This is a genomic window from Streptomyces sp. NPDC058469, assembly GCF_042721125.1.
In the GTDB taxonomy this organism is placed as follows: Bacteria; Actinomycetota; Actinomycetes; order Streptomycetales; family Streptomycetaceae; genus Streptomyces.
Map to the genome: position 1 here is coordinate 1 of NZ_JBHXME010000069.1, position 13,093 is coordinate 13,093.

General features: G+C 69.3%; 14 protein-coding genes. 8 read left to right on the forward strand and 6 right to left on the reverse strand.

All coding sequences use genetic code 11. The annotated features are described in order from the left end of the window. The first annotated feature begins 106 nt into the window (after positions 1 to 106). Positions 107 to 985, forward strand: coding sequence for an alpha/beta fold hydrolase (locus ACFWP5_RS26985; protein WP_384161662.1), 879 nt, complete (start codon positions 107 to 109; stop codon positions 983 to 985). Positions 986 to 993: 8 nt separating this feature from the next. Here the strand turns inward: ACFWP5_RS26985 and ACFWP5_RS26990 are convergent, their stop codons facing one another. Then, a complete protein-coding gene (locus ACFWP5_RS26990; protein ID WP_384161665.1) occupies positions 994 to 1,887 on the reverse strand; it encodes an NYN domain-containing protein in 894 nt (297 codons plus the stop codon). 195 nt (positions 1,888 to 2,082) lie between these two features. Between ACFWP5_RS26990 and ACFWP5_RS26995 the strand changes: the two genes are divergently transcribed. After that, positions 2,083 to 2,235, forward strand: a complete 153-nt coding sequence (locus tag ACFWP5_RS26995; RefSeq protein ID WP_019058373.1) for a hypothetical protein — start codon at positions 2,083 to 2,085, stop codon at positions 2,233 to 2,235. A 142-nt stretch (positions 2,236 to 2,377) separates the two neighbouring features. Here ACFWP5_RS26995 and ACFWP5_RS27000 read toward each other — a convergent pair whose 3' ends face one another. The 3 genes from ACFWP5_RS27000 to ACFWP5_RS27010 all read right to left on the reverse strand — a co-directional run bounded on the left by ACFWP5_RS27000 (position 2,378) and on the right by ACFWP5_RS27010 (position 4,717). Next, a complete protein-coding gene (locus ACFWP5_RS27000; protein WP_365305195.1) occupies positions 2,378 to 2,983 on the reverse strand; it encodes a MarC family protein in 606 nt (201 codons plus the stop codon). A gap of 62 nt (positions 2,984 to 3,045) precedes the next feature. Next, positions 3,046 to 3,903, reverse strand: a complete 858-nt coding sequence (locus tag ACFWP5_RS27005) for a PHP domain-containing protein (protein WP_384161774.1) — start codon at positions 3,901 to 3,903, stop codon at positions 3,046 to 3,048. A gap of 172 nt (positions 3,904 to 4,075) precedes the next feature. Continuing rightward, complete coding sequence (locus ACFWP5_RS27010; RefSeq protein WP_384161669.1) at positions 4,076 to 4,717, reverse strand: DUF6758 family protein; 642 nt, start codon at positions 4,715 to 4,717, stop codon at positions 4,076 to 4,078. 196 nt (positions 4,718 to 4,913) lie between these two features. On the opposite strand from ACFWP5_RS27010, the gene ACFWP5_RS27015 reads away from it, so the two are divergent. Continuing rightward, on the forward strand, positions 4,914 to 6,146 hold the full coding sequence (locus tag ACFWP5_RS27015) for an MFS transporter (protein ID WP_384161672.1): 1,233 nt from the start codon (positions 4,914 to 4,916) through the stop codon (positions 6,144 to 6,146). A 54-nt stretch (positions 6,147 to 6,200) separates the two neighbouring features. Here ACFWP5_RS27015 and ACFWP5_RS27020 read toward each other — a convergent pair whose 3' ends face one another. Next, a complete protein-coding gene (locus ACFWP5_RS27020; RefSeq protein ID WP_384161675.1) occupies positions 6,201 to 6,797 on the reverse strand; it encodes a suppressor of fused domain protein in 597 nt (198 codons plus the stop codon). Between the two features lie 502 nt (positions 6,798 to 7,299). Between ACFWP5_RS27020 and ACFWP5_RS27025 the strand changes: the two genes are divergently transcribed. Both ACFWP5_RS27025 and ACFWP5_RS27030 read left to right on the forward strand, forming a co-directional pair. Continuing rightward, complete coding sequence (locus ACFWP5_RS27025) at positions 7,300 to 8,418, forward strand: magnesium and cobalt transport protein CorA (RefSeq protein ID WP_384161678.1); 1,119 nt, start codon at positions 7,300 to 7,302, stop codon at positions 8,416 to 8,418. A gap of 23 nt (positions 8,419 to 8,441) precedes the next feature. Further along, the gene (locus tag ACFWP5_RS27030; RefSeq protein WP_384161681.1) at positions 8,442 to 8,957 is read left to right on the forward strand and encodes a hypothetical protein; all 516 of its coding nucleotides are present in this window, start codon (positions 8,442 to 8,444) and stop codon (positions 8,955 to 8,957) included. A gap of 14 nt (positions 8,958 to 8,971) precedes the next feature. Here ACFWP5_RS27030 and ACFWP5_RS27035 read toward each other — a convergent pair whose 3' ends face one another. Continuing rightward, a complete protein-coding gene (locus tag ACFWP5_RS27035; RefSeq protein ID WP_384161684.1) occupies positions 8,972 to 9,691 on the reverse strand; it encodes a hypothetical protein in 720 nt (239 codons plus the stop codon). Positions 9,692 to 9,901: 210 nt separating this feature from the next. On the opposite strand from ACFWP5_RS27035, the gene ACFWP5_RS27040 reads away from it, so the two are divergent. From ACFWP5_RS27040 to ACFWP5_RS27050, 3 genes are read left to right on the forward strand one after another with little or no spacing between them, the layout of a single operon-like run. Further along, entirely contained in the window at positions 9,902 to 11,233 is a 1,332-nt protein-coding gene (locus ACFWP5_RS27040) for a magnesium transporter MgtE N-terminal domain-containing protein (RefSeq protein ID WP_384161687.1), read from the forward strand. Continuing rightward, positions 11,223 to 11,816 carry a DUF1003 domain-containing protein gene (locus ACFWP5_RS27045; protein ID WP_384161689.1) on the forward strand — a complete coding sequence of 198 codons (594 nt, stop codon included), beginning with the start codon at positions 11,223 to 11,225 and terminating at the stop codon, positions 11,814 to 11,816. Before ACFWP5_RS27040 ends, ACFWP5_RS27045 begins: the two co-directional genes overlap by 11 nt. 43 nt (positions 11,817 to 11,859) lie before the next feature. Continuing rightward, positions 11,860 to 12,993 (forward strand): Mrp/NBP35 family ATP-binding protein, encoded by a 1,134-nt coding sequence (locus ACFWP5_RS27050; protein WP_384161692.1) that lies wholly within the window; start codon positions 11,860 to 11,862, stop codon positions 12,991 to 12,993. The last annotated feature ends 100 nt before the right edge of the window (positions 12,994 to 13,093 follow it).

A 13,093-nucleotide genomic window follows, 5' to 3' on the forward strand; every position in this document is an offset into this window, starting at 1 on the left:
GTGCAAGGGGGCCGGCCATCCGGCGTTCCGCCTCCCACCACCGCGTCAACCCCGGTTACACCCTCCCGTCCCCGTCCCGCTCAGCCTCGCCGGTTAACCTCGACCCATGAGTAGGCCCCCCTCCTTCACCCCGCCCCCCGGCGCTCGCGCATACCCCCTGCGGACCGCTCGCGGTGAGTTCGCCGTCGTGGACTCGCCCGTGGGCGACGGTGTCGAGGCGAAGGGGGCCGCTCTGCTGCTGCCGGGGTTCACCGGGAGCAAGGAGGACTTCAACCCCCTGCACGAGGCACTCGCCGCGCGCGGGTATCGGACCGTGGCCGTGGACGGGCGGGGCCAGTACGAGACGGACGGGCCCGCCGAGGACGAATCCCCCTACGCCCAGGACGAGTTGGCGCGGGACGTGCTCGCGCTGGCCGAGACCGTGGGCGCGCCGGTGCACCTGCTCGGGCACTCCTTCGGCGGGCAGGTCGCGCGGGCGGCCGTACTGCTCGACCCCACGCCGTTCGTGTCGCTGACGCTCATGGCGTCGGGGCCGGCGGAGATCTCTGTCTCCCAGCAGCAGCGCGTGAAGCTGTTGCGGGACGCGCTCGCCGTGATGTCGATGGCCGAGGTGTGGGACGCGATCCAGGCGATGGAGGCACCCGAGGAGACCGAGACCGGCGGTGCGCTGGACGAGGGGCTCGACGACCGGGCCGACCTGCGCCGCCGTTGGCTGGGCACCAAGCCGGCCCAACTCCTCGCCGCGGGACGCCAGTTGTGCGTCGAGCCGGACCGGGTCGCCGAACTGGCCGCCGTACCGCTCCCCGTCCACGTCCTCTCGGGCTCGCGCGACGACACCTGGCCGGTGCCGCTCCTGGACGACATGGCCGTACGGCTGAAGGCGCGGCGGACGGTCATCGCGCGGGCCGAGCACTCACCGAACACGGACCAGCCGGCCGCGACGGCACGGGCCGTAGCCGACTTCTGGGACGCCACCACCCCCTGAAACGGGGATCAGTACTGCGCCTGCAGGTGGTCCCAGAACCCGTCCCGCAGCGCCCGCCGCAGATCGGCCTGGCCGCGCAGGGAGTACTGCAACAGCCCCTCCGCCTCGACCAACAGGTCCTGGTCGACCGACCCCGGCAGATACGGATGCCCGGGCAGCAGGTCGACCAGCGCCTCCCGTCCCCGCGCCGCGAGCCACTTCGCCGCGATCTGCGCGCCCACGAAGCGGACGTCGTCGCGGGTGGGCCGGGTGGCGGCGGCCTCGTAGACGGCGGACGCGCGCCGGGAGACGTACGGCTTGAAGAAATCGAGGTCGAAGGTGCGCTGACTGTCGACCTCCCAGAGGAGCGGCTCCGCCTGGTTACGACCCTCCGGGGCCTCGATGCCCCACAAGTGGACGCGGGCGCCGTACCCTTGCGCCGCCTCGACCGCCGAGACCAGGTCCTCGTCGCCGCCGATGAGGGCCGCGTCGCTGATGGCGCGGTGCCGGGCGAGGGACTCCAGGTCGGAGCGGATGAGTGAATCGACGCCCTTCTGCTGGTTGTTGGCGTTCAGATTGCCCAACCGCACCTTGACGTCCGGGAGTTCGGCGATGGACTGCTGCTCGCCGGTGTGGATGCGGCGCCGGGCACCGTCGTACCAGTAGACGCGCAGCAGCCGGCTGTCCGCGAAGATCGTGCGGGCCTTGTCGATGAGCGCCTCGATGAGGCCCTCGGTGTCGAGATCGAAGGTGCGCCGGTCCTCGGTCCCGGAGACGAGCCGGCCCGCGGCTGCATACAAGTACCCGGCGTCGACGAAGATCGCATGCGTCGAGGGCGTCTTCGCCACTTCGGCGAGCATGCGCTGCAGCAGCTCGTTCGTGCGGTCGATGCGGGCGCTGAGGGCCGCGAGGTCGTCGTTCATCGCCTCCATTGTCCCGGCGGTCACGCTGCGAACACAACCGGTCCCGGTCAGTCTCGCGGCGATCTCTTACCAGTCAGTAATTAGGCGTGCGAAAAATTTCCTTAGCGTAGGGAATGTTTGTAACACGCATCCCGTTGACTACATCAGTAACCAAGTAGTTCTCCTCAGGAGGATGACCAGACGAAGGGAGAAGCCATGCGCTTCGAAATCATGCGTCTCGACGAGGTCGACGGCACCACCGTGGACAGCACCGTCGTGGACGCCGCCTCCGTCAATCGGATCGTGCAACAGGCCGCCGCCATTGGACAGCGCCTGTGGATCCGCCCCGCCGAGACCAAGGCCTCGTAACACTCAAGGCCGCGTAACGCCTACGACATTCACCCGCGACCCTTACGCGGATCGCAACCACACTTCAGAGCCCCGCACGGCACCGACGCCGTGCGGGGTTCTGCGTGTACGGGCTTGCGCGCGTACAGGGCGTCTACGGCGATCAGCTCGCCCGGATCACCTGGGTGATCCCGTTGATGATCTGCTGCACGGCGATGGCGGACAGCATCATCCCGGCGAGCCGCGTCACCAGCACGACACCGCCGTCCTTGATGACCCGGATGATCAGCAGCGAGTACCGCATCACCAGCCACAGCACGACGTGGATGGCGAGGATCGCCGTCCACACCGACACCTGCGTGGCCACACTGTCGGCCTTCTGCACGGCGAGGATGACGGACACGATCGCACCGGGCCCGGCGAGCAGCGGCATGCCCAGCGGGACGAGCGCGACGTTCACGTCCTTGGTCTGCTTGGGCTCGTCGGTCTTGCCGGTGAGCAGGTCGAGCGCGATCAGCAGGAGCAGCAGCCCGCCCGCGATCATCAGCGCGGGCACGGAGACGTGCAGATAGTCGAGGATCTGATGCCCGAGCAGCCCGAAGACGGTGATGACACCGCCGGCCACGCACACGGCCTGGAACGCCATGCGCTTCTGCACCTTGGACGGTCGTCCGGCGGTCAGCGCGAGGAAGATCGGGGTGATCCCGGGGGGATCCATGATGACAAACAGGGTCAGGAAGAGGGAGCCGAAGACGGCGACGTCGAACATGGGTGAGCCACGAGCCTTGCAGAGAGGTGAGCGGAGACAGCCGGACGGGATCGGTTCGGGCGTCAGGCTCCGCCGGTCCCCGGCACCGGGAACGCCCCGGTAGCGCGCCGCGTGATCTCGCCGTACACCTCGGGATCGGTCGTGTACTCCCCGAGCTGCACGCTCTTACGGCTCCCGTGATAGTCGCTGGACCCGGTGGCCAGCAGCCCGAGCTCCTTCGCGAGCCCCCGCAACCGCACCCGCGTCTCGGCGTCATGATCCATGTGCTCGACCTCGATACCGTCGAGCCCGGCGGCGGCCATCTCGGCAATGGCAGCCTCAGGCACGGTGTGCCCACGCTTGCTGGCGCCGGGATGCGCGAACACGGTCACGCCCCCCGCAGCCTTCACGAGCCGAATCGCCTCGAACGGATCGGTCTCGTGCTTGGCCACATGAGCCCGCCCACCGTCGGCGAGCCAGTCCTCGGTGAACGCGTCGTTCACCGTGGGCACAACACCCAACTCGACCAGCGCGGTGGCGACATGAGGCCGCCCGACGGACCCTTCCCCGGCGATCCGGGCAACCTGTTCCCAGGTCACCGGCACACCCAACTCCTGAAGCCGCCCGACCATGGCCCGAGCCCGAGGCACCCGATCGTCCCGCACCAGCTCCCGCTCGGCGAGCAGAGCCGGCTCCACCGGGTCGAAGAGATAAGCCAGCATGTGCATGGACACCCCGTCGATCCGACAGGACATCTCAGCCCCGGTGACGAGAGTGAGCCCCAAAGGCAGAGCCTCGATCGCCTCCGCATACCCACGACTGGTGTCGTGATCGGTCAGCGCGACAACGTCCAGACCGGCAGCGCCGGCATTCCGCACCAGCTCGGCGGGCGTGTCCGTACCGTCGGAGGCCGTGGAGTGACAGTGCAGATCGATACGCACGACACAGACTCCAGGGCGCAGATAGTACGGATGCGGACCACTCAAGGGTAACGGCACCTCCGGGGCCACTTCGAACACCCTGCAGTCGATGCCCTTAAGGGGCGCGGGGAACTGCGCGACCAGCCACAACGCACCCGTACCCGCCGAACAACCGAACCCGGCACCCTAGGCGCTACGGCTCCAGCAAGCGCGGCGAAAGCGCACCACAGGGCACCAGGTCAACCTCGGCCCCCGCATCCCGCAAATCCGTCAACACCAACTCGTCGTACATCAACAACCCCGACTGCTCGGGCCACACCACAGCCCACAGCCACAACCCCAACGCCTCCCCCGCAAACACCGCCCGATCATCCGGCGCCGTGGCGACATGCCACAACGGCGTAGGCCGCCCCGCAGCCAGCAGCTTCGCCTGAGGAGGCTTCTCAACATTCATATAAGGCCCAGGATCCGGCCCGTCGATCCCCGCATACCGCGCCCCGAGCCCAACCCCCAGCTCCTCGGCGACAAGGATCAGCTCGCCGACACCCCCGAGCGGCCCCGGCCCGGAACAGGCCACCGCCGTAGCACGCCCACCGCTACGGTCATCGCCCGCACAGGCCACGCCGGTGAACAGCCATCCGACCGGCAGGGGCCACGGCATCCACACGGGCACCTGCGTGCGATGCACGACAACGCTGAGGGCCTCGACGCTGGGCGGGATCACGGGCTGCAGCGGATGCACCGTCCCGTGGACATCGCACTGCCAGGAATCGGCGAAGAGTCCGGGAGCCCTGACCCGGCCACCACACTTCGGGCAACTGGGTTCGCCCCTCATAGGGCCCCACGGTCCTACCCTCGCACCCGCACGTCAAGGACGATCACCCGTCCGGCCGGAAGCCTTGACGCAACCCTCGTGGAAACCCCTGCGGGAACCCCCACCAGGCGAAACTAGATGTAGCTTGCATTTATTACCCTGCCTAACTTACTATGTGCATATACCAACCATCTGCTCGTCGTGACCAGGAGGAAGCGTGGACAGCGCGGACACATTCGACGCGGGAGCCGGCAGCATCCTGCGACAGCCCAAGGCGGTCTGGGCCACCGCCGGCGCCTCGGTCGTCGCCTTCATGGGCATCGGACTCGTCGACCCGATCCTGCCGTCGATCGCCAAGGGCCTGGACGCCACGGCCGGCCAGGTCTCGCTGCTCTTCACCTCGTACTTCCTGATCACCGCCATCGCGATGCTGGTGACCGGCTTCGTCTCCAGCCGGATCGGCGGCCGCAAGACCCTGCTGCTCGGCCTCGCCCTCGTCGTGGTCTTCGCCGGTCTCGCCGGCACCTCGGGCTCGGTCGGCGAACTCGTCGGCTTCCGCGCCGGCTGGGGTCTCGGCAACGCGCTGTTCGTCTCAACGGCCCTCGCCGTCATCGTCGGCGCGGCGGCCGGCGGCAGCGCCGCGGCGATCCTGCTCTACGAGTCCGCCCTGGGCCTCGGCATGGCCTGCGGCCCGCTGCTCGGCGCCCTGCTGGGCAACCAGAGCTGGCGCTACCCCTTCTTCGGCACCGCGTTCCTGATGGCGATCGGCTTCCTGTGCATCACGGTGTTCCTGAAGGAACAGCCGAAGCCCGCGCAGAAGACCTCACTGCTCGACCCGCTCAAGGCGCTCGGCCACGGCGGACTCGCCTCGGCCGCGGCCTCGTCGTTCTTCTACAACTACACGTTCTTCACCGTGCTGGCCTTCACCCCGTTCGTGCTCAACATGACCCCGTACAAGTCCGGCGCCGTGTTCTTCGCCTGGGGCCTGCTGCTAGCCGTCTTCTCGGTCTTCGTCGCCCCGCGCCTGCAGGCCCGGTTCGGCTCCCTGAAGGTGCTCGGCGGTTCGCTGGTGCTGCTCGCCGTCGACGTCCTGATCCTCGGCTACGGCAGCCACACCACCGCCATCGTCTGCACGATCCTGTCCGGCGCCTTCATCGGCGTGAACAACACCGTCTACACCGAGCTGGCCCTCGGCGTGTCGGACGCGCCGCGCCCGGTGGCGAGCGCGGGCTACAACTTCGTCCGCTGGTTCGCCGCCGCTGCCGCTCCGTTCTTCGCCCCGAAGATCGAGGGGTGGAGCAACATCCACATCCCGTTCGTGGTCGCGGCGGTCACCGCGGCGCTGGGCGCGCTGGTGGTCCTCGTACGACGGAACGCGCTCACCCACGAGGCCGAGGAGCTGGAGCCGAGGCACGCGACGGAGGACAGTGTCACGGTGTTCGCCAACTGACGGATTCCGGCCGGGCGTTGGTGACATCGGTCACGCGCGCGGCCGGTCAGGCGGTCAGTCCAGCGGGACGGACCTGCGGGAGGGATCCCGTAGGTCCGTCCCGTTCGTCAGCCAGCGTTCCTGGAGGGCCTGGGCGCCGTGGACGCGTTTCCAGGCGGCCTCATTCGGGGTCATGGGGAGCAGCGGCAGGAAGCGGACCGGGTCGAGGGGCTCGTCGAGTTCCAGGTCCTCGACCAGGCCGCCCGGCTCGGCGACCAGCACCGAGGTGAACGGGGCGCCGGGCCACAGCGGTTCGCCCACGTCAAGCGAGGCGCCGGGGGCCACGACCACGCCCTCGACCTGCGGGGACGCGGCGAGCACGGCAAGGGGCCGTAGAACCTTGTCGGTGTCGGCGAGGCCGCCGCGGACGGAGAGGACCAGCTCGGCGCGCGGGCCCGCGACCGGGTCGGCGAGCATCGCCGTGGGGTCGCTCATCGGCAGCGCGGACATGCCGAGGGTGGCGTAGCGGACGACGGTCCCGTCCTGGTTGTCGCCTTGGAAACGCAGTACCTCGACGCGGTCCGTGCCCAGGAAAGTGACCGCGGCGCGGGCGTCCGGATCTCCCAGCGCGGTACGCAACCGTGCCTCGACCAGAGCAAGAACATCAACCATGCGGCGAGCATAGAACTCGTCAGTACCGGGCAAAGCAGCGCCTTGACACTTCTGCCGACTGATAGCCTGGGCCGGTCGTTCGGGCAGCACGCAGAAGCGTCGCGATCAAGTCCCGACGCCGTTGAGACTCCCCCACGGGGGACCGGCCGGAGGAGGTGGGGCTGCAATGGACCGAAGTCGGCCTGGCAGTACCACCCGCTCTTCCGGCCGCTGATGTCGTCGCTCTGGCTCTAGCCTCCCCAGACGGCTGCCGCCTCTCGCACTTCTTCACTGTCGCGGAAGAGCACTTCGTTTCTTTTTCCTGATCTGCCTGATCTGTCTGATCTGCTCGATCTGCCTGTTCCGAAGTCAGTGCTTGTATCAGTAGCGAAGCTCGCCACCGCGACGGAGCGGTGCTCCCCGCTTTGTGGACGTGCCAAACATCCGCACTCAGGACGTCCCCATTCCGGGCAGTTCCAACCGTCGTTGGCGCCTTTCGTTGCTCGTCGCGAAGGAGCCCGCCATGTCGATGATCCGCGACCTGCGTGCCGTGGTCCGCCCGTCCCGTCCCTCCCTGCGCAAGGACGGCGGCGCGTACGACACCACCCGCGACCCCGGCACCCCCTCGGCCGTCGTCGACTGCGCCGTGTACCGCGACGGTGCCCGCGTCGACGCCGGCAAGCCGCTGACCCCGCACGAGGCGATGCGTCTGGTGCGCCGCGACGGGGGCTTCGTCTGGATCGGCCTGCACGAGCCGACCGAGGCCGAATTCGCCGTCATCGCCCGGGAGTTCGGGCTCCACCCGCTCGCCGTCGAGGACGCCGTACAGGCCCACCAGCGGCCCAAGCTGGAGCGCTACGACGACTCCCTGTTCACCGTCTTCAAGACCATCCACTACGTCGAGCACGACCAGCTCACCGCCAACAGCGAGGTCGTCGAGACCGGTGAGGTCATGTGCTTCACCGGGCGGGACTTCTTCATCACCGTCCGGCACGGCGGCCAGGGCTCGCTGCGGGCGCTGCGGCACCGACTGCAGGACGACCCCGAGCTGCTCGCCCGCGGTCCCTCGGCGGTGCTGCACTCGATCGCCGACCACGTCGTCGACGGCTATGTCGCGGTCGCGGACGCGGTGCAGGACGACATCGACGAGGTCGAGACCGAGGTGTTCACGCCGGGCCGCAAAGGCGGGGTCTCGCGCGGTGTCGACTCGGCGCGGATCTACCAACTCAAGCGCGAGGTACTGGAGTTCAAGCGCGCGGTGTCGCCGCTGCTGCGCCCCATGGTGCTGCTGAGCGAGCGGCCGATGCGGCTGATCGACCCGGACATCCAGAAGTACTTCCGGGACGTCGCCGACCATCTCGCCCGGGTCCACGAGCAGGTCATCGGCTTCGACGAGCTGCTCAACTCGATCCTCCAGGCCAACCTCGCGCAGGCGTCCGTCGCGCAGAACGAGGACATGCGGAAGATCACCGCGTGGGCCGCGATCATCGCCGTACCGACGATGGTCACGGGGGTGTACGGCATGAACTTCGACAACATGCCGGAACTCCACTGGAAGTACGGCTATCCGCTGGTGCTCACCTTCACCGTGACCGTCTGTCTGACGATCCACCGCACGCTGAAGCGCAACGGCTGGCTGTGACGGGCGTGGATAGGCTGAGCACCATGACCAGCGAGCTGTTCGACCAGGCCCTCGTCGAGGAGGCCACGAAGAAGTCCGGCCTCGTCTGGGTCAACGGCCCGGGCGTCCCGGCCCGCGCCCTGTGGCACGTCTGGCACGAGGGCGCGGCCTGCCTGATCGGCGACGGACCGGGCGAGCAGCCGCTGCCCGGGCTGACCGACGGCGGCCCCGCCGAGGTCACGGTCCGCAGCAAGGACAAGGGCGGCCGGCTGGTCTCCTGGACCGCGAAGGTCGTCGAACTGGCGCCGGACTCCGAGGCCTGGACGGCGACCGTCGCCGAGCTGAAGGGCAAGCGCCTCAACGCCCCCGACGGCGAGGCGATGACGGCACGCTGGGCACGCGAGTGCCGGGTGCTGCGCCTGGAACCGACGGGAGCGACGGCCGACCTGCCGGAGGGGTCACTGGCCGAGGCTCCGTTGCCAACCCCGGCGACTACCCGTCAGCCGATCCCCGCCGGGCTGCCGCGCCTGCTCCTGAAGAAGAAACGCAAGCAGCGATAAGTAAGCAACTACCGCTAGGAAGACGGCAGTTGCCTGCCGTAGTCGACAGTGTCGTCGTCCTTCGGCTGCGTCACCGTGAAGCTCTTGCCCCAGTCCGAGAAGGTCAGGGTGCCCGCGCCGCCCGCGCGGACCAGCCGGAGGGGGTACGGCTTGCCCTCCAGGGAGACGTCGAGGGTGCCGCCGGAGCCGTCGTCGCCGGTGATGCGGATCGTCCGGACGCCGTTCTGCGCGTGGTGTCCGTCCGTCGCGAGTGAGCCGTGCAGGGTCAACAGACCGGAGAGGAGGACGTCCTTGTCCGTGAAACCACTGAACTTCTTGTACGAGGGGTCGCCCTGCGGCACCTTCACGTACTTGCCGTGGAGCGTGTCGCCGGCGCCCGTGTCCCCGTTGCTGTTCCAGAAGTCCGCGTCGGCCTTCAGGTACAGCTGCTCGCCGATCCGCAGCAGCCCGAAGGTCGACCCCTTCGAGGTGACCGACCCGCTGCCGCCGTCGGACTTCAGCCGCATGTCGAGCGTGTACGTCCGCCCGCTGGTGACGACGGTCCCGGACAGCCGTACGGCGTCGGCGGCGCCCGCGGCCGTACGGGACTTGGTCTGGATCTTGTCGGCGGCCAGCTTGCCGACCCCGTTGGTCCCCGCGTCCGGATCCCCGCCGCCGCACCCCGTCAGGACCAGGACACAGACCGCGCCGAGCAGCGCCGCACGACGGTTTCGGACCTGGGGGATCGCAGTCACAGGTGGGTTGCCTTCCGTGCGGGGGGGGCGATGGCGTACGGCAGCGTACCGGGGCCGCGAGGCGGCGGTGGAGCCAGTCCGTCCGGACCGCCCACCAGCGCGGATCACATACGGACGGGCTAGCCTGAAGCCCATCCGAGCAGGCAATTCGGAACATCCGGGAACCAGAGAATCCATCGGCGGATCAGCAGGAAAGAAGGAGGTGCGGCCATGGCAGCCGGCGCTCCCCGGGTCTTCGTGTCGCACCTCTCCGGTGTCGCCGTCTTCGACCCGAACGGCGACCAGGTGGGCCGCGTCCGCGACCTCGTCGTCATGCTCCGCGTGGGCCGGCGGCCCCCTCGGCTGCTCGGCCTCGTCGTCGAACTCTCCACCCGGCGCCGCATCTTCCTGCCGATGACCCGCGTCACCGGCATCGAGTCCGGCCAGGTCATCACCACCGGCGTGCTGAACGTCCGCCGCTTCGAGCAACGGCCCACCGAGCGGCTGGTGTTCGGCGAACTGCTGGACCGGCGCGTCACACTGGTCGAGACCGGCGAGGAGGTCACCGTCCTCGACCTGTCGGTGCAGCATCTGCCGGCCCGCCGGGACTGGGAGATCGACCGGATCTTCGTACGGAAGGGCCGGAGCGGCGGAGCCTTCAGGAGGGCCAAGGGCGAGACGCTGACCGTGGAGTGGTCCGCCGTCACCGGTTTCTCCCTGGAGGAGCAGGGACAGGGCGCGGAGAGCCTCCTGGCCACCTTCGAGCAGCTGCGCCCCGCCGACCTGGCCAACGTCCTGCACCACCTCTCCCCCAAGCGCCGGGCCGAGGTCGCCGCCGCCCTCGACGACGACCGCCTCGCCGACGTCCTCGAAGAGCTCCCGGAGGACGACCAGATCGAGATCCTCGGCAAGCTGAAGGAGGAGCGCGCCGCGGACGTCCTGGAGGCCATGGACCCGGACGACGCGGCCGACCTCCTCTCCGAACTCCCCGAGGACGACAAGGAACGCCTGCTGAACCTGATGCAGCCCTCCGAAGCGGCCGACGTACGCCGCCTGATGTCGTACGAGGAGCACACCGCCGGCGGCTTGATGACCACCGAGCCGATCGTCCTACGGCCCGACGCGACCGTCGCCGACGCGCTCGCCCGGGTCCGCAGCGCCGATCTCTCCCCCGCTCTCGCCGCGCAGGTCTACGTCTGCCGCCCGCCCGACGACACCCCGACCGGCAAGTACCTCGGCACGGTCCACTTCCAACGGCTGCTGCGCGACCCCCCGTACACCCTGGTCAGCGCGATCATCGACGACGACCTCCAGCCGCTCGACCCGAACGCGACGCTGCAGCTCATCGCCGGGTTCTTCGCGACGTACGACATGGTCGCGGCGCCCGTGGTCGACGAGACCGGGTCGCTGCTCGGGGCGGTGACCGTGGACGACGTGCTGGACCACATGCTGCCGGAGGACTGGCGGGAGACCGAGTTCCATCTCGACGAGGGCGAGAACGAGGCAGCGGCATCGGAAGAGACATCGGCAGAGGCGGAGGAGGTGGCGGCTCATGACTCCTGAGCGCGAGTCCACGCGTGAGCGGACACCGGCGGGCGCGACCGCCACCACCCGGACGCGGGCCCGGCTCGACCAGCCGCGCCCGCCCCGGCGCCGGTTCCTGCCCGAGTACGACCCGGAGGCCTTCGGACGGCTGTCGGAGCGGATCGCGCGCTTCCTGGGCACCGGGCGGTTCATCGTCTGGATGACGGTCGTCATCATCGCGTGGGTGCTGTGGAACATCTTCGCGCCGCGGGACGTGCGGTTCGACAACTACCCGTTCATCTTCCTGACGCTGATGCTGTCGCTCCAGGCCTCGTACGCGGCCCCGCTGATCCTGCTCGCGCAGAACCGGCAGGACGACCGCGACAAGGTCAACCTGGAGCAGGACCGCAAGCAGAACGAGCGGTCGATCGCCGACACCGAGTACCTCACCCGCGAGATCGCCGCCCTGCGCATCGGCCTCGGCGAGGTGGCGACCCGGGACTGGATCCGCTCCGAACTCCAGGATCTGGTGAAAGAGCTCGACGAACGCGGGGACGGCCACCACAAGCACGTCGTATTCCCGGCGGAACGGTCGCACGGACGTGACGTAGACGACCGGTGACGGGCTTACCTGGGGCCCCGCGCGGCGCCGTACCATCGACCCTATGGCTACGGAAGACGCGGTGCGTGAAGCGCTGTCGACGGTGAACGACCCCGAGATCAACCGACCCATCACCGAGTTGGGGATGGTCAAGTCGGTGGAGATCGGTGCGGACGGAGCGGTCGCGGTGACCGTGTACCTGACGGTCTCCGGCTGCCCCATGCGCGAGACGATCACGCAGCGCGTGACGGAGGCGGTCCTGGGCGTCGAGGGCGTCACCGGTGTCGACGTGACCCTGGACGTGATGAGCGACGAGCAGCGCAAGGAACTCGCGACCGCCCTGCGCGGTGGCAAGACCGAGCGCGAGGTCCCCTTCGCCCAGCCCGGCTCCCTCACGCGCGTGTACGCGGTCGCCTCCGGCAAGGGCGGCGTCGGAAAGTCCTCGGTGACGGTGAACCTCGCGGCCGCGATGGCCGCCGACGGTCTGAAGGTCGGTGTCGTCGACGCCGACATCTACGGCCACAGCGTGCCGCGCATGCTGGGCGCCGACGGCCGTCCCACCCAGGTCGAGAACATGATCATGCCGCCGTCCGCACACGGCGTGAAGGTCATCTCCATCGGCATGTTCACGCCGGGCAACGCACCGGTGGTGTGGCGCGGCCCGATGCTGCACCGCGCGCTCCAGCAGTTCCTGGCGGACGTGTACTGGGGCGACCTGGACGTCCTCCTCCTCGACCTCCCGCCGGGCACGGGCGACATCGCCATCTCCGTGGCCCAACTCGTCCCGAACGCCGAGATCCTGGTCGTGACGACCCCTCAGCAGGCGGCGGCCGAGGTCGCCGAGCGGGCCGGCTCCATCGCCGTGCAGACCCACCAGAAGATCGTCGGCGTCGTCGAGAACATGGCGGGCCTGCCGTGCCCGCACTGCGGCGAGATGGTCGACGTCTTCGGCACGGGCGGCGGCCAGTCGGTGGCGGACGGCCTGACGCGCACGACGGGCGCCAACGTCCCGGTGCTGGGCAGCATCCCGATCGACGTCCGCCTCCGCGAGGGCGGCGACGAGGGCAAACCGGTCGTCCTGACGGACCCGGACTCCCCGGCGGGCGCGGCACTGCGCGCGATCGCGGGGAAGCTGGGGGGACGTCAGCGGGGTCTTTCGGGACTGTCGCTCGGGATCACTCCCAAAAACAAGTTCTAGAGGTCCCACCAGGGGCGCGGGGCCGTGTCAATGTGCGGCTCCGCCGCGTGGGCGCGACCAGCCACAAACGGCTGGCCGCTCCCCGCTCGCCCCACCTCGC